This window comes from Streptomyces sp. NPDC048295 (assembly GCF_040652135.1).
GTDB lineage: Bacteria > Actinomycetota > Actinomycetes > Streptomycetales > Streptomycetaceae > Streptomyces.
Genome location: NZ_JBEZLL010000061.1, coordinates 1 through 18,032 on the forward strand (window position 1 = coordinate 1; position 18,032 = coordinate 18,032).

At 70.2% G+C, this 18,032-nt stretch carries 15 protein-coding genes; 5 read left to right on the forward strand and 10 right to left on the reverse strand.

What is annotated here, in order from left to right; translation table 11 throughout:
• Positions 1 to 59 precede the first annotated feature (59 nt).
• Positions 60 to 1,082 (reverse strand): terpene cyclase, encoded by a 1,023-nt coding sequence (locus tag AB0D53_RS41265; RefSeq protein WP_362454631.1) that lies wholly within the window; start codon positions 1,080 to 1,082, stop codon positions 60 to 62.
• Between the two features lie 306 nt (positions 1,083 to 1,388).
• On the opposite strand from AB0D53_RS41265, the gene AB0D53_RS41270 reads away from it, so the two are divergent.
• From AB0D53_RS41270 to AB0D53_RS41290, 5 genes are all read left to right on the forward strand, one after another.
• On the forward strand, positions 1,389 to 2,855 hold the full coding sequence (locus AB0D53_RS41270; RefSeq protein ID WP_362454633.1) for a GuaB1 family IMP dehydrogenase-related protein: 1,467 nt from the start codon (positions 1,389 to 1,391) through the stop codon (positions 2,853 to 2,855).
• Positions 2,856 to 3,041: 186 nt separating this feature from the next.
• Complete coding sequence (locus AB0D53_RS41275; RefSeq protein ID WP_329817663.1) at positions 3,042 to 4,499, forward strand: aldehyde dehydrogenase family protein; 1,458 nt, start codon at positions 3,042 to 3,044, stop codon at positions 4,497 to 4,499.
• 110 nt (positions 4,500 to 4,609) lie between these two features.
• Positions 4,610 to 5,065, forward strand: a complete 456-nt coding sequence (locus AB0D53_RS41280; protein WP_189543760.1) for an Lrp/AsnC family transcriptional regulator — start codon at positions 4,610 to 4,612, stop codon at positions 5,063 to 5,065.
• A 198-nt stretch (positions 5,066 to 5,263) separates the two neighbouring features.
• On the forward strand, positions 5,264 to 6,061 hold the full coding sequence (locus AB0D53_RS41285; RefSeq protein WP_362454636.1) for a carbon-nitrogen hydrolase family protein: 798 nt from the start codon (positions 5,264 to 5,266) through the stop codon (positions 6,059 to 6,061).
• Positions 6,062 to 6,111: 50 nt separating this feature from the next.
• Entirely contained in the window at positions 6,112 to 7,803 is a 1,692-nt protein-coding gene (locus AB0D53_RS41290) for an NAD(P)/FAD-dependent oxidoreductase (RefSeq protein ID WP_362454638.1), read from the forward strand.
• A gap of 18 nt (positions 7,804 to 7,821) precedes the next feature.
• Here AB0D53_RS41290 and AB0D53_RS41295 read toward each other — a convergent pair whose 3' ends face one another.
• From AB0D53_RS41295 to AB0D53_RS41335, 9 genes are all read right to left on the reverse strand, one after another.
• Entirely contained in the window at positions 7,822 to 8,670 is an 849-nt protein-coding gene (locus AB0D53_RS41295; protein ID WP_362454640.1) for a fumarylacetoacetate hydrolase family protein, read from the reverse strand.
• Positions 8,671 to 8,718: 48 nt separating this feature from the next.
• The gene (locus AB0D53_RS41300; protein WP_362454642.1) at positions 8,719 to 9,741 is read right to left on the reverse strand and encodes a hydroxyacid dehydrogenase; all 1,023 of its coding nucleotides are present in this window, start codon (positions 9,739 to 9,741) and stop codon (positions 8,719 to 8,721) included.
• Complete coding sequence (locus tag AB0D53_RS41305; protein ID WP_362454644.1) at positions 9,725 to 10,780, reverse strand: dihydrodipicolinate synthase family protein; 1,056 nt, start codon at positions 10,778 to 10,780, stop codon at positions 9,725 to 9,727. Before AB0D53_RS41305 ends, AB0D53_RS41300 begins: the two co-directional genes overlap by 17 nt.
• Positions 10,781 to 10,788: 8 nt before the next feature.
• On the reverse strand, positions 10,789 to 11,817 hold the full coding sequence (locus tag AB0D53_RS41310; RefSeq protein ID WP_362454646.1) for an NAD-dependent epimerase/dehydratase family protein: 1,029 nt from the start codon (positions 11,815 to 11,817) through the stop codon (positions 10,789 to 10,791).
• Between the two features lie 6 nt (positions 11,818 to 11,823).
• A complete protein-coding gene (locus AB0D53_RS41315; protein ID WP_362454648.1) occupies positions 11,824 to 12,771 on the reverse strand; it encodes a carbohydrate ABC transporter permease in 948 nt (315 codons plus the stop codon).
• Between the two features lie 2 nt (positions 12,772 to 12,773).
• A complete protein-coding gene (locus AB0D53_RS41320; RefSeq protein WP_329817652.1) occupies positions 12,774 to 13,679 on the reverse strand; it encodes a sugar ABC transporter permease in 906 nt (301 codons plus the stop codon).
• 106 nt (positions 13,680 to 13,785) lie between these two features.
• Positions 13,786 to 15,042: an extracellular solute-binding protein gene (locus AB0D53_RS41325; RefSeq protein ID WP_362454651.1), complete on the reverse strand. Its 1,257-nt coding sequence runs from the start codon at positions 15,040 to 15,042 to the stop codon at positions 13,786 to 13,788.
• Positions 15,043 to 15,125: 83 nt separating this feature from the next.
• Positions 15,126 to 16,382, reverse strand: a complete 1,257-nt coding sequence (locus tag AB0D53_RS41330; protein WP_362454653.1) for a Gfo/Idh/MocA family oxidoreductase — start codon at positions 16,380 to 16,382, stop codon at positions 15,126 to 15,128.
• Positions 16,383 to 16,410: 28 nt separating this feature from the next.
• Positions 16,411 to 18,032, reverse strand: a 1,622-nt coding sequence (locus tag AB0D53_RS41335; RefSeq protein ID WP_362454655.1) for a peptidase C14, incomplete at its 5' end; no start/stop codon positions are given.

The window sequence follows — 18,032 nt, forward strand, 5'->3', positions numbered from 1 at the left end:
GCGGCCCGTACGAGAAGGTCCGGGCGGTGCTCCCGGGCGGTTCCGTGTACGGCGGGGCCTCAGTCCCGGACCACACCCAGGACCGTGGCCTCCAGATACTCCTCCGGCTCCTCGTACTGACTCACATCGGCCGGGTTGTAGCGCGGCGTCTGCCGTGACCAGTCGAGATTGCCGCGCATCCAGCTCCGCATGCCGTCCAGGTACGGGCCGAGCATCCAGGACAGCTGCGGGTACGCGGCCAGCAGCTCGGACTCGGCGGTCATGAAGCGCTCCGTCTCCGCCGTGGTCCGGGCACAGACGTGTTCGAGCGCCTCCCGCTCGCCGTAGCCGCGATGGTGCCGGACCAGATGGACGAGGTTGTGGATCTCGCCGAGCACCTGCTCCTTCTCGTACGAATACACGTCATTGGCCCAGCACACGACGTTGCACGAGGCTTCCAGCGCGGTGATGAACCGGGAGTCGTTGTGGATCGACTCGGGAGCCTCGATCCCGGCCACGATCTCTATCAGGTCCATGCAGACATGTATCGCACCCGTGTGACGGCGCTTGGCGATGTACGTCTCCTCCGACGGGACCACGCCGGCGGCCCGGTTCCCCGCCTCCCACGTGGTGGTCGTCGTGAGGTACGTGGTGAGGTGCCAGCCGAACCGGGTGCGCCAGTGCGGGGCGGCGGTCGGCGTCGTCCGCTCCCACAGGTCGGCCAGGGCGACCACGGCGGCGGGGAGCTGCCCGTCCGGCAGGGTGCCGGGGGTGTCGTCCTCGATCACGGTCCGCATCAGCTCGACCACGTCGCGCACCCGCTCGGGGCTGCGGCCCAGATGCCCGTCGTCGAGCTGGTCGTCGACGAGAAACAGCCATACGAACCAGTCGGCGACGAGGTCGAGATTCTTGCTGTCCGCGGTCGGATACACCATGCCGACGAACGATCCGAAGTCCGCCTGCACGAAGCGGTCCCTGGCCGAATCGCGGTGTACCAGACCGGTGTTGCGCGTCCATTCGTCGAGGTGGACTCGGGTGTGTCCGACGTTCGGGTTGGTTCGCTGGGGGAACGGGCAGTAGATGTCCGGCAGTTCGCTCTCCACGGGTGGGTCGTGATCCTCTCCGGTCGTACGTGTGACGGAAGTTGTGAGCTTCCGGCTGTTCCTCCGGGGCGTAGACAAGACCCACGGGACCTGCGGGTTTTGAAGCTACCCGACCCCTTGTCACCAGGTCCAGGGCAGATGATCGCGAATGATTCCCCGTCCTTCGGGTAGGGTCCGCCGGCAAGGCGGCTTCCACCCGCCCGGGACGCCCGTCCGGTTCCTTTGGAGGAACGCACGAACGCGGGTGCCTTTTGTTGTGCCTTCCTGGAAGCGACCCGCTCCGTTTCATATGAAAAAATGAGCGTTATGCGTTTTCTTGAGCCCGGTACTGGTCGTTACACAGACTCCCCCTCGGTCCCGTACGACCTCACGTACGACGACGTCTTCATGGTCCCGGGCCGTTCGGCAGTCGGTTCCCGCCAGGGTGTCGACCTCTCCTCGCCCGACGGCACCGGCACCACCATCCCTCTCGTCGTGGCGAACATGACGGCCATCGCGGGCCGCCGGATGGCCGAAACGATCGCCCGCCGCGGTGGGCTCGTCGTCATCCCGCAGGACATCCCGATCGAGGTCGTCACCGACGTCGTCTCCTGGGTGAAAACGCGACACCTGGTGCTCGACACGCCGATCGTGCTGGCTCCGGGCCAGACGGTCGCCGACGCCCTGTCACTGCTGCCGAAGCGCGCGCACGGCGCGGGCGTCGTCGTCGACGAGGAGCGGCGGCCCGTCGGTGTCGTCACCGAGCACGACCTGACCGGAGTCGACCGCTTCACCCAGCTCTCCGAAATCATGTCCAGGGACCTGGTGCTGCTCGACTCGGACATCGACCCGCGCGACGCGTTCAACAAGCTGGACGGCGCCAACCGCAAGCTCGCCCCCGCCGTCGACGCGGACGGCCGGCTCGTCGGCATCCTCACCCGTAAGGCCGCACTGCGCGCCACCCTGTACACCCCCGCCACCGACGCCGCGGGCCGGCTGCGGATCGCCGCCGCCGTCGGAATCAACGGCGATGTCGCGGGCAAGGCCAAGCAGCTCCTGGACGCGGGCGTCGACACCCTCGTCGTGGACACCGCCCACGGCCACCAGGAGTCCATGATCAACGCGGTCCGGGCCGTGCGCGGGCTCGACCCGCAGGTCCCGATCGTCGCCGGCAACATCGTCGCCGCCGAGGGTGTGCGCGACCTCATCGAGGCCGGCGCGGACATCATCAAGGTCGGTGTCGGCCCCGGCGCCATGTGCACCACCCGGATGATGACCGGCGTGGGCCGGCCGCAGTTCTCCGCAGTTCTGGAGTGCGCCGCCGAGGCGAAGAAGTACGGCAAGCACGTCTGGGCGGACGGCGGTGTCCGGCACCCGCGCGATGTCGCCATGGCGCTCGCCGCCGGTGCGTCCAACGTGATGATCGGCTCCTGGTTCGCCGGTACGTTCGAGTCGCCCGGCGACCTCCAGCAGTCCGCCGACGGCCGCTTCTACAAGGAGTCCTTCGGCATGGCGTCCGCGCGCGCCGTGAAGAACCGCACGTCGGACGAGTCCGCTTACGACCGGGCCCGCAAGGCGCTCTTCGAGGAAGGCATCTCCACCTCGCGGATGTTCCTGGACCCGGCCAGGCCGGGCGTCGAGGACCTGATCGACTCGATCATCGCGGGCGTCCGCTCCTCCTGCACCTACGCCGGCGCGGGCTCGCTGGCCGAGTTCGCCGAGAAGGCGGTCGTCGGGGTGCAGAGCGCCGCCGGATACGCCGAGGGCAAGCCGCTGCACGCCAGCTGGAGCTGATCCCGGAGTACCGCGACGCCGGTGCCCCTCCAGCCCGTTCGGGCCGGAGGGGCACCGGCGTTTCCGGGCGCTTGCGGCGGAGGGCACGGATGTCCGGTTCCGGACCTCGGTAAACCCCCAATTGCCGGTCCGTCTAAGTAACATGAATCCCAATCAGTTGCGCGTTCCTCTGTGGTAAGGGATCTCATGTCCTTCTTCACCGACCTGGCCCATCAGTACATCGACGGAGAGTGGAGGTCGGGCAAGGGGTCCTGGGACATCATCGACTTCAATCCGTACAACGGGGAGAAGCTCGCCTCGATCACGGTCGCCACGGCCGACGAGGTGGACCAGGCCTACCGGTCCGCCCAGGACGCCCAGCGGGCCTGGGGCGACACCAATCCGTACGCCAGGCGGACGGTGCTGGAGCGGGCGCTGCGCATCGTCGAGGAGCGGGAGTCCGAGATCGGTGACGCGATCGTCGCGGAGCTGGGCGGCACCCGGCTGAAGGCGGCCTTCGAGCTGCATCTCGCCAAGGAGTTCCTGCGGGAGTCGGTCCAGCTCGCGCTGCGGCCCACCGGGCAGATACTGCCCTCGCCGACCGAGGGCAAGGAGAACCGCGTCTACCGGGTGCCCGTCGGCGTCGTGGGCGTCATCAGCCCCTTCAACTTCCCCTTCCTGCTGTCGCTGAAGTCGGTTGCCCCCGCCCTGGCGCTCGGCAACGCGGTGGTGCTCAAGCCGCACCAGAACACCCCGGTCTGCGGCGGGACGCTGGTGGCGAAGGTGTTCGAGGAGGCCGGGCTGCCGGCCGGCCTGCTCAACGTCGTGGTCACCGACATCGCCGAGATCGGCGACGCCCTGCTGGAGCACCCCGTCCCGCAGGTCATCTCCTTCACCGGCTCGGACAAGGTGGGGCGGCACGTCGCCAGGGTCTGCGCGGCGAACCTCAAGCGCGCCGTGCTCGAACTCGGCGGCAACAGTGCGCTGATCGTCCTCGACGACGCCGATCTGGACTACGCCGTGGACGCGGCCGTGTTCAGCCGGTACGTGCACCAGGGACAGGTCTGCATGGCCGCCAACCGGATCCTGGTCGACCGCGCGGTGGAGAAGGAGTTCACCGAGAAGTTCGTCGCCAAGGTCGCCTCGCTGCCGGTCGGTGACCCGGCCGACCCGGAGACCGTGATCGGCCCGCTCATCAACTCCTCGCAGGCCGAGGCGATCTCCTCGCTCGTCGAGCAGACCGTGGCGGCCGGTGCGACGGCCCTGCTGCACGGCCGGACCGAGGGCAACCTGGTGAGCCCGTCCGTGCTGACCGGCCTGGCCGCCGATTCCCCCGTCCTGTCCCAGGAGATCTTCGGTCCGGTCGCGCTCATCGTGCCGTTCGACGGCGAGGACGAGGCCGTCCGGATCGCCAACGACACCCCGTACGGACTGAGCGGCGCGGTGCACACCGGCGACATCGAGCGCGGCGTACGGGTCGGGCAGCGCATCCACACCGGCATGATCCACATCAACGACGGCACGGTCCACGACGAGCCGATCGTGCCCTTCGGCGGCGAGAAGAGCTCCGGCCTCGGCCGGCTGAACGGCGACGCGATGGCCGAGGCCTTCACCACCCAGAAGTGGATCTCGGTGCAGCACGGCCGCTCGCGGTTCCCGTTCTGACCGGTCACGCCCTGCGGTGAGCGCGCCCGGCCGGGCGCGCCATGGTCTACTTCGGGGGCGGCCCGTGCCGCCCCCGACACCGGCCATCGCAGAGAAGTGAACCGCCCGAAGTGCGCCTGAACGACCTCGACGAACGCATCGTCCACGCCCTCGCCGAAGACGCCCGGCGCTCCTACGCGGACATCGGCGCGATGATCGGCCTGTCCGCCCCCGCCGTGAAACGCCGGGTGGACCGGCTGCGCGCCGAGGGCGCCATCACCGGCTTCACGGTCCGGGTGGACCCGGCGGCGCTGGGCTGGGAGACCGAGGGGTTCATCGAGATCTACTGCAGCCGCAACACCTCGCCCGAGGCGATCAAGCAGGGGCTCGCACGCTATCCGGAGATCGCGTCGGCCTCCACGGTGACGGGGGAGGCCGACGCGATCGTGCAGGTCTTCGCAGCGGACATGCGCCACTTCGAGCAGGTCCTGGAGCGGATCGCGGGCGAACCGTACGTGGAGCGGACGAAGTCCGTACTGGTGCTGTCGCCGCTGCTGCGGCGCTACTCCTCGGGTGCGCCGGAGTAGCTCCCGCGCGCAGGACCGCGTGAGACCTGGGTCACCCTTTTGACCTGCGCAGACGCCCCACGCAATGAATCCCCGCGCACGGCCGTCGGCGCGCAACGGATCGACGGTGTACGCGCAACACTCGCGCCTTGTCCGGCGCGAGCGGCGGACCGTACCTTCGATACGTCCCCGCCCAGCCCGCACCGTCCGAGGTCAGCCATGCCGCCGTTGCGCACCGCCCTGCTCCAGAACTCCGGACGGCCCGGGCACGTGGCCGAGAACATCGAGGTGCTCGACGGCGCCGCGCGGCGCGCGGCGGATGCCGGGGCGCGGCTCCTGGTCTGCCCCGAACTCTTCCTGACCGGATACGCGATCGGCGCCGACGTGCCCCGACTGGCCGAGCCGGCCGACGGGCCGTCCGCCCTGGCCGTCGGCGAGATCGCCGCACGGCACGGGCTCGCCGTCCTCTACGGCTACCCGGAGCGCGCGGGCGAGCAGATCTTCAACGCCGCGCAGCTCATCGGCCCGGACGGCACGGCGCTCGCCAACTACCGCAAGACCCATCTCTTCGGCGGCTTCGAGCAGGAGTGGTTCACCCCGGGCGAGCAGACCGTGGTCCAGGCCGAACTGGACGGCGTACGCATCGGGATCATGATCTGCTACGACGTGGAGTTCCCGGAGAACGTGCGTGCCCACGCCCTCGCGGGCACCGATCTGCTCCTGGTGCCCACCGCCCAGATGCACCCCTTCCAGTTCGTCGCCGAGTCCCTCGTGCCCGTGCGGGCCTTCGAGAACCAGATGTACGTCGCGTACGTCAACAGGACCGGCCCGGAGGGCGAGTTCGAGTTCGTCGGGCTGAGCTGCCTGGCCGGCCCCGACGGCGCCGTCCGCAGCCGCGCCGGACGCGGCAAGGAACTGGTCGTCGGCGAGGTGGACCCCGCGCTGCTGAGCGCCTCGCGGACCGCGAACCCGTATCTGCACGACCGCCGCCCGGGTCTGTACGGCTCCCTCGTCTGAGCCCGCCCTCCCCGTTCCAGTTCTTCATCCGCGCAAGGAGTCCGTACCCCATGACGTCCACGGTGCCCAACGCCGTCCAGCACACCGACGCCACCGAGCCGATCACCATGTTCGGACCGGACTTCCCCTACGCGTACGACGACTTCCTGGCGCACCCCGCCGGGATCGGGCAGATACCCGCGACCGGGCACGGCACCGAGGTGGCCGTCATCGGCGGCGGGCTCTCCGGCATCGTGGCCGCGTACGAGCTGATGAAGATGGGGCTCAAGCCCGTCGTCTACGAGGCGGACCGGATCGGCGGCCGGCTGCGCACCGTCGGCTTCGAGGGCTGCGATCCGCAGCTCACCGCCGAGATGGGCGCGATGCGCTTCCCACCGTCCTCCACCGCGCTCCAGCACTACATCGACCTGGTCGGCCTGGAGACGAAGCCGTTCCCCAACCCGCTCTCCGCGGCCACCCCGTCGACCGTCGTCGACCTCAAGGGCGAGTCGCACTACGCGCGGACCATCGACGACCTGCCGCAGGTCTACCGCGATGTGATGGACGCCTGGAACCGCTGCCTGGAGGAGGGCGCGGACTTCTCCGACATGAACCGCGCGATGCGCGAGCGCGACGTGCCGCGCATCCGGGAGATCTGGGCGGAGCTCGTCAAGAAGCTCGACAACCAGACCTTCTACGGATTCCTCTGCGACTCCGACGCCTTCAAGTCGTTCCGGCACCGGGAGATCTTCGGCCAGGTCGGCTTCGGCACCGGCGGCTGGGACACCGACTTCCCCAACTCCATCCTGGAGATCCTGCGCGTCGTCTACACCGAGGCGGACGACCACCACCGGGGCATCGTCGGCGGCAGCCAGCAGCTCCCGCTGCGGCTCTGGGACCGCGAACCGCGAAAGATCGTCCACTGGCCGCTCGGTACGTCGCTGTCCTCGCTGCACGACGGCGAGCCGCGCCCCGCCGTGACCCGGCTGAACCGCACCGCCGGCAACCGGATCACCGTCACCGACTCCACCGGCGACATCCGTACCTACCCGGCCGCCATCTTCACCGGGCAGTCCTGGCTGCTGCTCTCGAAGATCGACTGCGACGACGCGCTCTTCCCGATCGACCACTGGACGGCGATGGAGCGCACCCACTACATGGAGTCGTCCAAGCTCTTCGTCCCCGTCGACCGGCCGTTCTGGCTGGACAAGGACGCGGCCACGGGGCGGGACACCATGTCGATGACGCTCACCGACCGGATGACCCGGGGGACCTACCTCCTGGACGACGGCCCCGACCGGCCCGCCGTCATCTGCCTCTCGTACACCTGGTGCGACGACAGCCTGAAGTGGCTGCCGCTCTCGGCGAACGAGCGCATGGACGTCATGCTCAAGTCGCTCGGCGAGATCTACCCGGACGTCGACGTCAGGAAGCACGTCATCGGCAACCCGGTGACGGTGTCCTGGGAGAACGAGCCCTGGTTCATGGGGGCGTTCAAGGCCAACCTGCCGGGCCACTACCGCTACCAGCGGCGGCTGTTCACCCACTTCATGCAGGACCGGCTGCCCGCCGACCGCCGGGGACTGTTCCTCGCGGGCGACGACATCTCCTGGACGGCCGGATGGGCCGAGGGCGCCGTACAGACCGCGCTCAACGCCGTCTGGGGCGTGATGACCCAGTTCGGCGGCGCGACCGATGCGACGAACCCCGGCCCCGGCGACGTCTTCGACGACATCGCCCCGGTCGAACTCCCGGAGGACTGAGCGGCGTCGCGGCCTCCGTTACGCGGGCCGGCAGACGCTGCGCTGCCGGCCGAGGCCCGAGATCTCGACCTCCATCACATCGCCCGGACCCAGGTAGGGGAAGCGGCCGGACAGCGCCACGCCCTGCGGGGTACCGGTGTTGATGACATCGCCCGGCTCCAGCACCAGGTACTGCGACAGATGGTGCACCAGGTGCGCCACGCTGAAGATCATGTCCGCGGTGCTGGAGTCCTGCCGGGGCTCGCCGTTGACATGGCTGCGCAGCCGCAGCTGCTGCGGGTCGCCGACCTCGTCGGCCGTCACCAGCACCGGGCCGAGCGGGTTGAACGTGGCGCAGCTCTTGCCCTTGGACCACTGCCCGCCGGACTCCTCCAGCTGGAAGGCGCGCTCGGATACGTCGTTGCTGACGGCGTAGCCCGCGATGTGCGCGGCGGCGTCGGCGGGGGAGTCCAGGTAGGAGGCGCGGCGGCCGATGACGACGGCCAGCTCCACCTCCCAGTCCGTCTTCTTCGAGCCGCGCGGGATCAGCACGTCGTCGTACGGACCGACGACGGTGTTCGGCGACTTGTAGAAGAGGATCGGCTGCTCGGGCGGCTCGGCGCCCGACTCCGCCGCGTGGGCCGCGTAGTTCTGGCCGATGCAGAGCAGTGCGGAGGGCCGGGCCACGGGGGCGCCGATCCGCAGGCCCGTGATGTCGGTCTCCGGGAGCACCGGCTCGGCGGGCACCAGATGCGGGTTGTCGGCGAGCGCGGCGAGGAACGCGCCGTCGATGTCGCCGGTGATGCCGGACAGGTCGTAATGACGGCCCTCGGGGCAGACGAGGACCGGGCGCTCGTGGCCCGGCTCGCCGATGCGCATCAGTCGCATGAAGTGAAATCTCCTGAACGGTACGGGGGTTGAGGACTCGGTGAGCCCTTAATGGAGGCGGGTGAGGGCGTCGGCGGTGACGGCGTGGGCCGGGGGGCGCCCGGCGAGCAGCCGCAGCACCTCGTCGACCGCGCTCGCACCGAGCCGCTGCCGGCACTCGACGCTGCCCGCTGCCTGGTGCGGGGTGAGCAGCACGTTCGGCAGGGCGCGGAAGGGGTGGCCGGTGGGCAGCGGCTCGGCGTCGAAGACATCGATGGCCGCGTCCAGCCGGCCCGAGGCCAGTTCGGCGAGGAGCGCGTCCTCGTCCACCAGCCACGACCTGGCCGTGTTCACCAGACCCGCCCCGTCCGGCATCAGCGCCAGCTGCTCGGCCCCGATCATCCGGTGGGTCTCCTCGGTGACCGGCGCGTGCACGGCCACGATCCTGCTGCGCGAAAGCAGCGTTTCGAGGGGTACGGACTCCACACCGAGCGCCTCGGCGTCCGCGGCGGACAGATACGGGTCGGTGACGCTCACCCGCGCGCCCATCGCCCGCACCAGGGCGATGTAGGCGCGCCCGGTGCGGGAGGCGCCGATCACTCCGATGTCGCTGCCGTGGATCTCGTGGCGCGGCGGGGCCTCGCTCGCCGCCGCCCACTCCAGCCCGCCGCGCAGGGCGTGGTCGAAGCGGTGGACGCGGTGGAGCAGCGAGAGCGTGAACGCGAGGGCCACCTCGGCGACCGGGCGGGCCATCTCGTCACCGGCCTGGGTGACCAGGATGCCCCGCCGGAAGACCTCCTCGGTGACATAGGGCGCGACCGCGGAACCGGTGTGCGCCACCAGCTCCAGCCGGTCGGCCGATTCGAGGAGCCCGGCGTCCACCTTCGGCGCCCGCCACGAGGTGATCAGCGCACGGGCGCCGGGCAGCGCGGCCGCGACCGCCGCCCGGTCGGAGTGGTCGTCGACGACCGTGAGTTCGGCCGCCCGCTCCAGGTCCCGCCACACCTCGGCGGTGAAGAACTGGGCGCGCAGGCCGGGCGGTACGGCGACGACCACCCGGGAGCCGTGGACGGGGTCAGGAGAGCCAGGCATCGAGGTGCTCCGCAACGAAGGCGTCATCGGTCAGCCAAGGGTAGGCCGCGGCCACCCGGCTGATCTCCTCGGCCTGTCCGGGGGAGAGCGTCTCGGCCGGGTCCAGGCACCGGATGTTCGCCAGCAGGCCCTGGCGGCGCAGTACTTCGTGCACCCCGGCGATGCAGCCGCGGAACGCGCCGCGCACATCGAAGACCGCGCTGTTGGCGTCGGTCAGCTCCGGGCGCCGGGCCAGGCAGCGCACCATCGCCCCGTGGTCCCCGCCGCGCGCCCTGCGGACGTCCTCCAGGAGGTTCACCGCGGAGCCGGTCCACACGGCCCACTGGCCGAGCAGCCCGCCGGCGAACCAGCGCGGACTGCCGCCCGCCGTCTCGTACGGGGTGAGCAGATCACCGATGATGTCGTCGTCGTTGCCGGTGTACAGCGCCACCTCGCCGGCCCGGTCGGCGGCCGCCACGGCGCGTATGACGTCGGCGGTGCGGTAGCGGTCGAACGGGGCGATCTTCACCGCGACGGTGTTCGGCAGATCGGTGAACGACGACCAGAAGTGCGGTGACAGATAGCGTCCGCCGACGGCCTCCTGGAGGTAGAAGCCGATCACCGGCAGCACTTCGCCGACCGCCCGCGCGCGCTCCAGCAGCCCCTTCTCGTCCGCGCCGGGGACGGCGGGGCTGAGCAGCACTGCGTCGTAGCCGAGCGCTGCGGCGGTCTTCGCCTCCGCCACGGCCTGCGCCGTGTAGCCGCAGGCACCGGCGACCTTGATGAACGGACGGCCGGCCTCGGCGTCGATCGTCTCGGCGGCGAGCTCCAGGACGGGCCGGAACAGACCGACCTCCGGTTCGCGGATCTCGAACTGGGTGGTGTGCACGGCGACGGCGACGCCGCCCGCGCCCGAGGCGAGGTAGTAGCGGGTCAGCGCGCGCTGCCGGCGCTCGTCGAAGGAGCCGTCGTCGTGCAGGGCGAGCGGGTGCGCGGGGATCACGGCACCGCGGGCGAGCGCGTCCAGGGCGGGGGCCGGCACGGGGGAGGGAGTGGACATGGAGTGGATCAGAACCTTCCGTCACGGACCTGGAACTTGGTGGGCTTGCCGGACAGCGGCAGCCCGCGGCGCAGCCAGTCGGCCTGCCACTCGACGAGGGTGCGCAGGGTGACGTCCGGGTAGCCGAACAGCGCGTGGCAGCGGCTCGCGTCGGAGAGCAGCGCGGTGGGCGCCTCCGTGCCGGCGAGGACCGGCTCCTTGCCGAACTCCTCGCCGAACCACTGGGCGATGCGGCGCACCGAGGCGGTCTCGGGGCCGGTGAGGTTGAGGGTGAACGCCTCGCCGTCGGTGGCGTGCAGCAGCGAGCGCAGGGCGACCTCGTTGGCGTATCCCTGCCACACCACATTGGCGTGACCGGTCGTCACGTCGACGGGCTCACCCGCCTGGACCCGGTAGGCGATGTCGGCGAGTACGCCGTAGCGCAGGTCGACCGCGTAGTTGAGGCGGATGTTGGCGACCCTGGTGCCACGGGTCAGCGCCGCGTGGCCGAAGATCCGCTCCCGGCCCAGGCACGACATGGCGTACTCGCCGACCGGGCCGACCGGGTCGCGCTCGGTGCAGCCGCCGGAGGAGACGGGCACCAGCGGGTACACATTGCCCGTGGAGAACGCGGCGATCCGCGCCCCCGACCAGCGGCGCGCCACCCGGTCCGGCATGGCGGCGTTGACCGCCCAGGCGTGCGAAGGGGCCCCGGCGGAGCCGAACTTGGCGCCGACCATGAAGACGACGTTCCCGGCGTCCGGCAGTCCGGCCAGATCGGCGGCCGGGTCCATCAGGTCGAAGGCCACGGTGGAGACCCCGGCGGCCTCCAGCTCGTCGGCGGCGGACCTGTCGGACCAGCGGGAGACCGCGTACACGGTCACGTCCTGGCGGCCCGCGGCGTCCAGCGCCCGGCGGGCCAGCCGGCACAGGCTGGGGCCCATCTTGCCGCCGGCGCCGAGCACCAGCAGATCGCCTTCGAGGCGGCCGAGATCGGCGACGAGTGCGGGGGAGGGGGTGGCGAGCCGCTCTTCGAGCGCGGCCTCATCGGTGAACATTCGTAGCTATCCCTTGATTCCGGACGCGGTGACGCCCTCGGTGAAGTAGCGCTGGCCCACCATGTACGCGGCGAAGATGGGCACGAACGCGATGACGGAGCCGGAGAGCACCACGTTGAGCGGCACGTTCTGCTGCTGGAGCGAGGCGATGCCGACGGTGAGGGTGCGCATGTCGGTGGACTGGCCGATGACCAGCGGCCACAGGAAGTCGTTCCAGTGCCACAGGAAGACGAAGACGCCGAGCGTGGCCAGGATCGGCTTCAGCAGCGGCAGCACGATCCGGTAGAAGATCTGCCACTCGTTACAGCCGTCCAGCCGGGCCGCCTCGAACAGTTCGTCCGGCAGCCCCTGGATGAACTGCCGCATCAGGAACACTGCCTGGGCGTTGGCCAGGGTCGGCACGATCAGACCCCAGTACGTGTCCACGCCGCCCAGCTTCGCGATCATCGCGAAGGTCGGGATCATCGTGACGTGGTACGGGACCATCACCATCGACAGGAACGACCAGAACATCGTCTCCCGGCCCGGGAAGCGCTTCTTGGCGAAGGCGTACCCGGCGAGCGAGGCGAGCAGCAGCACGCCGACGACCGAGACGACCGAGTAGATCAGCGTGTTGAACAGCCAGCGCGGCACGTCCTGGGAGTTCATGACGGTGTCGTACGCCTCGCCGGTCAGCGGCCACGGCAGCAGACTGCCGGGGAACTCGACCGCCGCGGACGGCTTCAGGGAGAGCACGACCATCGCGTAGAACGGGAAGACCGTCACGATCGCGGCCACCGTCAGCAGCACGGCGCGGCCGATCCGGCCGGCCCGGGTGGGCCGCATGCCGTACGGGACGGTGTCCTGCTCCGAGAGCTTGCGCAGCTTGCGTTCGGTGCGGCGCGTGGCCCGGTCGGGGGCCGCGGGCGCCTTTGGGGCGGGCGGGGTCCCGGTCTGGGCGGGTGCTGTGGTCATGGTCACTGGTCCTTCCCGATCACGAGCCGCTGGATCACCGCGACCACCACGGTCAGCGCGAAGAGCGCGACGCCGATGGCGGAGGCGTAACCCAGGTCGAAGTACTTGAAGCCCGCGTCGTAGAGCTGGAAGACGAGCGTGTAACTGGCGTTGGCGGGGCCGCCGCCGGTCATCGTGTAGACCGCGTCGAAGACCTGGAACGAGGCCGTCGTCTCGATCACGGCGAGGAAGAACAGGGCGGGCTTGAGCTGCGGCAGCACGATGTACCGGAACCGTTGCCAGGGGCCGGCGCCGTCGGTGAGCGCCGCCTCCTCCAGCTCACGCGGAATGTCCTGCATCCGGGCCAGCAGGATGAGCATCCCGTACCCGAAGCGGGACCAGACGCCGACGATCGCGAGCGCGGGCAGCACCAGCACGTCGTCGGAGAGCCAGGAGCCCTCGGACATCCCGAACCAGCTCATCAGGGTGGACCACGGCCCACCGGTCGAGAAGATCCAGACGAAGACGGTGGCGGCCAGCACCAGCGAGGTGACGACCGGCAGGAAGAACACCGACCGGAAGAACTTGGCGCCGCGGAAGGCGCGGCGGGTGATCAGCGCCAGGGACACCGAGGCGATCAGCGTGCCCGGCACCGCGAGCACGGTGTAGAGGACCGTGACCTTCAGCGCCTGCCAGAACAGCGGGTCGTCCCAGAGACGGGTGAAGTTGTCCAGCCCGATGAAGCTGCCACCGCCCGTGAGGGTGTAGTCGGTGAAGCTCATCAGCACCCCGGCGATGCCCGGGCCGAACCGGAACGCCAGGAAGAGCAGGAAGCACGGAAGGACGAAGAGCAGGCCGATCCGGGCCTCGCGGCGCGCCTGCGGCCCGCTGCGACGGCCCCGGCGGGTTGGTTCCGCGACGACTGCCACGGGGATCTCCTTGCGGTACGGGGGAATTGCGGGGGGTCGGGGGCGGGGCCCCCGGGGAGGGCGGTTGCGGGATCCGGGTGCGGCCGGATCCCGCAACCGCGCCCGATCAGCGGCCGAGCATCGCCTGAGCGGCCTTCTGCGCGGCGTTCAGCGCTTCCTGCGGGCTCTTCTTGCCCAGCAGCGCCGCCTGGATCTCGGGCGCGAGCACGCCCTGGACCTCACGGGCCTTGTCCTGGAGCGGGCCCACGGTCATGCTCGGCAGCGTGGCGCCGACCGCCGTCTGAAGGGCGTCGTCCGGGTACAGGTCGCCGCCGGACTTGCGGGCCGGGAAGTAGCCCGCGGTCTTCTGCAGGCCGGCCGCGTTCTTCGACTCGGCGACGAAGTTCAGCCAGTCGCCGGTGTTCTTCTTGTCGGCGCCCTTCAGCATCGACAGTGCGCCGACCGTGCCGTAGCCGACCGACTTCACGTCCTTGAGCGGCGGCTGGACGACGATGTTCTCCTTGCCCCAGAACGGCTCGACGTCCGCCGGGGTGTTCTGCCAGGTGCAGGCGATCTTGCCCTTGGCGGTCGGGGTCTGCTCCAGCTTGGGCGTGGTGGTGACCAGGTCCTTGTCGGTGTAGCCGCCGTCGACGAGCTTCTTCAGGTACGTGAGCGCCTTGACGCCGGCCGCGTCGTTGAAGGTGACGTTCTTGCCGTCCTCGGAGAAGACGTCGCCGCCGGCCTGCCACAGCAGCGGGTAGAAGGTCATGTTCAGGGTCTGCTGGGTGTCGCCGTAGTAGGTGGTGGCGTAGTAGCCCTTCTCCTTCAGCTTCGGGGCCAGTGCCTCCAGCTCCGCCCAGCTCGTCGGGTAGGTCTTCTCGCCGATCGCGGCGAACACCCGCTTGTCGCAGATCAGCGGGTTCGCGCTGGTCAGGACCGGGGTGGCGAGGGCCTTGCCGTCGACCGTGACGGACTTCAGGGCGAAGTCCGTGTAGTCCGACTTGGCGTCGGCCGGCATGTACTCGTCGGCCGGGACGATGCTCTTGGCGTACTTCGGCAGCTGGTCCGGGATCAGGTAGACCGCGTCCGGGCCCTTGCCGGAGGCGATCGCGGTGGCCAGCGCGGTGTCGCGGTTGGCCCACGGGAAGGTCTCCACCTTCACCTTGACGCCCGAGTGCTCCTTCTCGAACGCCTTGATCAGGCCGTCCCAGTACGCCTTGTTCTTGGCCTCGTCGAAGATGACCGGGTAGGTCCACATGGTGACGGTGTTGTCGTCGCTGCCGCTGCCGGAACAGCCGGCCAGCACACCGGCGGCGAGCGCGGTCGCCACCACGGGGACGGCCATGGCGCGGACTCTGGAACGGCGGGTGAGAAGACGGGACATGAGGTGGTCCTCCGAGGACGTGAGGGTGGGGCGGGAAGAGGGCGAGCCCGGTCCGGTCCGAACGACAGGCCCTTCAGGGGGAGTCACTGCGCCGGTACCGTCTGGACGGTGCCGGTGTGCCGGGCACGCTCCGCGGCGAAGGCCGCGAGATGGCTGCCGAGCGAGGTGGCGGGACCGGAGCGGACCGCTCCGGCGTCACCCGTGGCGACGGCGGTGACGAACGCCTCGACGAGCGCGGCGTCCCCGCCACCGTGCCCGTCCGCCGCGTTCGAACCGGAGGCGCCGATTTCATGGACGGTGGACTCGCCGGTCCGGAAGTCCTGCACCGTGACCCGCTCGCCGTCGCCGATCAGCCAGCCGTGCGAGCCGAAGATCCGGGTCTGGCGGTGCGTCTGCTCGGTGAACGCCACCATCTGGAAGGTGGCGGTCACCCCGTCCGTCAGCTGCATGGCGAGGACCTGGTGGTCGACCACGTCGTTGTCGCCGCGGTACGCGCAGACGCCGTACGGGCCTTCGCGGAGCGCCTGCACGAGACCGGCCTCGTCGGTCGCCTCGGTGACATGGGTGACCGGCCAGACCGCGCCCTTCTCGCGCAGCGTCGGCATGTAGAGCTTCAGCGCGCTGTACGGGCAGTCGGACTCGACCGCACAGTCGAGGCAGCGCCCGGCGGACCCGGCCGGAGCGTTCTCCGGCCGGAAGTGCTTCAGCCCGCCGAAGCTGGAGACCCGCTCGATCCGGCCGCCCATCACGTACGTGATCCAGTCCAGGTCGTGGCAGGACTTGGCGAGCAGCATCGGCGAGGAGTCCTTCTCGCTGCGCCACGGCCCGCGCACATAGCTGTGGGCGTAGTGCCACCAGCCGACCGGCTCCAGATGATCGAGGGAGACCAGCTGACCGAGCACGCCGGAGTCCACGACCTCCTTCACCAGGTCGGTGTACGGGGTGTACCGCATGACATGGCACACCGCGAACAGGACCCCGGCCCGCTCCACGCCCTCGACGATCCGCCGGGTCTCCTCCTCGGTCGGGGCGAGGGGCTTCTCGGCGAGGATCGCGTAGCCGGCCTCGGCCAGTGCCAGCACCGGCTCCACATGGAAGCGGTCCTGGGTGGCGACGACGACGGCGTCGGCGATGCGGTTCTCGACCAGCGGCCGCCAGTCGTCGAACTCGACGGGTGCGCCGGCGGCGGCCCGCGCCGCGGGGCGCGGATCGGCGACGGCGACGAGCTCGGCGCGCTCGGGGTGCGCCTTGATCCACTCGGCGTACGTCAGACCGCGGTTGCCGGCGCCGACGAGCGCGACCCGTACGGGCCGGCCGGTGATCGGGGTATGCGTGGACACGGGGAATCCCTGGTGCTCGATGGGGTGATCAGATGCGCAGCGTGGCCGCGGTGTGGGCGACGCGGCCGCCCTCGTCCGGCAGCGCGGTGCGCTCGGTGCCGTCCTCGACGCAGCCGGTGTGCAGCAGGTGGCTGTCGCCGGTGAACGCCGCGGGCCGCAGTTCGAGCCGGCCGCCGGTGAAGGTGGAGCCCGTGGCCCGGTAGCGGTTGGGGCCCTCGGTGACCAGCACATGGGCGGTGCCCTTGGGCGCGGTCGAGTCGAGGCCGGTGAGCTGCCAGTCGACGGTCCGCCCGGAGCCGGTGCGGGCGAGCAGGGCGCCGTCCTTGTTGGTGCCGCTCAGCCGGGTTCCGTCGACGCGCAGCCGCTGGTCCTTCGCCGAGGTCAGCTTCAGCCCGGTGTCGCGGAGCTCGCCGCCGAGCACGGTGATGTCTCCGTGCGCGAGCGAGAGCGGTGCGGTGTCTTTGGAGCCGGTCAGAGTGCACTGGTCCAGGGTGAGCGGGCCGGTGCCGTTGAGGACCGCGCCGTCGACGCCCTTCAGGACGCTGCGCTGGATGGTGAGCGGAGCGGTGACGTTGGCCTGGGTGATCTCCGCGCCCGCCGCGAACGCGAACGAGGAGTCGGCGATCACATTGGGGCGGGCGGAGAGGTCCGAGGCCCGGGAGACGATCAGCGGACCGGTGGCCGTACAGCCGCGCATCTGCACACCGTCGGCGTTGACCCAGAGCATTCCGGAGCCGGCGAGCGACTTCTTGCCGATGACCAGGACGTCCTCCAGGGTCAGATCGGTGATCTTGACCCGGGCCACGAACCAGGAGCAGGCGTGCCGGCGCACCGTGATCCGCTTGGCCCTGCCGCCCCAGGCGGCACCGGAGTTGGCGAAGGTCATCAGCCCGGAGTTGCCGGTGTAGACGAGGTCGTGCTCGAACTGACCGTGGGTCACGAACGGGCCCTCGTCGTCACCGTCGCCGTGGCAGTTGGTGACGTAGCAGTAGGCGGAGGCCGTGAAGTCGTTGAGGTGGCGGGCGTTGGAGGTGTGACAGTCCTCGACGTGCCCGTACAGGCAGTAGATCTGCTGGGTGAGGTAGCCCGCACCGCCGTAGGTGACGGACTTCGGGTTGGTCAGCGAGCACTGCTCGGTGCGGTAGTACGTGCACCAGCGGCGCATCACGACCGGCCAGAAGGTGCCGATGGCCTCGATGCCGGAGACGTCGCAGCGCACCGCGTACTCGTACGCGACCGGGTGCGAGCCGGTCATCTCGTCCTCGCCCCAGCCCTCGAAGACCATGTTGCGGACGTGGGCACGGTCGACGGGCTCGACGCGGGTCCAGGTCAGCGTGCGGCCCGCGGCCAGGTCCCAGCCGATCTGGTAGTTGACCCGGATGTGCGTGGCGTCGACGACGTCGGTGACCTGGACGAGACGCTGGATCTCCTTCTCGTACTTCCCCGCCAGGGCGTTGATCTCCACGGCCCACCACTGGCCGACGGCGAACTTCGACGATTCGCCGACCTCGAAGAGGTCCGAGAGGTCCGGCATCGCCGCGCTCAGGGTGTGCTCGACGGTGGTGTCGGTGACGGTGCCGCGGAAGGAGAGGACGGCGCCGAAGGGGTTGTCGTGGGTGTTCTTCTCGATGTCTTCGGTGCGTATGCGGT

Excerpts from the sequence above, each read along its gene's own strand:
- AB0D53_RS41305 (WP_362454644.1), bottom strand. The coding sequence starts at position 10,780 with ATGTCCACTCCCTCCCCCGTGCCGGCCCCCGCCCTGGACGCGCTCGCC.
- AB0D53_RS41315 (WP_362454648.1), bottom strand. The coding sequence starts at position 12,771 with ATGACCACAGCACCCGCCCAGACCGGGACCCCGCCCGCCCCAAAGGCG.
- AB0D53_RS41295 (WP_362454640.1), bottom strand. The coding sequence starts at position 8,670 with ATGCGACTGATGCGCATCGGCGAGCCGGGCCACGAGCGCCCGGTCCTC.
- AB0D53_RS41300 (WP_362454642.1), bottom strand. The coding sequence starts at position 9,741 with ATGCCTGGCTCTCCTGACCCCGTCCACGGCTCCCGGGTGGTCGTCGCC.
- AB0D53_RS41285 (WP_362454636.1), top strand. The coding sequence starts at position 5,264 with ATGCCGCCGTTGCGCACCGCCCTGCTCCAGAACTCCGGACGGCCCGGG.
- AB0D53_RS41325 (WP_362454651.1), bottom strand. The coding sequence starts at position 15,042 with ATGTCCCGTCTTCTCACCCGCCGTTCCAGAGTCCGCGCCATGGCCGTC.
- AB0D53_RS41275 (WP_329817663.1), top strand. The coding sequence starts at position 3,042 with ATGTCCTTCTTCACCGACCTGGCCCATCAGTACATCGACGGAGAGTGG.
- AB0D53_RS41270 (WP_362454633.1), top strand. The coding sequence starts at position 1,389 with ATGCGTTTTCTTGAGCCCGGTACTGGTCGTTACACAGACTCCCCCTCG.
- AB0D53_RS41310 (WP_362454646.1), bottom strand. The coding sequence starts at position 11,817 with ATGTTCACCGATGAGGCCGCGCTCGAAGAGCGGCTCGCCACCCCCTCC.
- AB0D53_RS41290 (WP_362454638.1), top strand. The coding sequence starts at position 6,112 with ATGACGTCCACGGTGCCCAACGCCGTCCAGCACACCGACGCCACCGAG.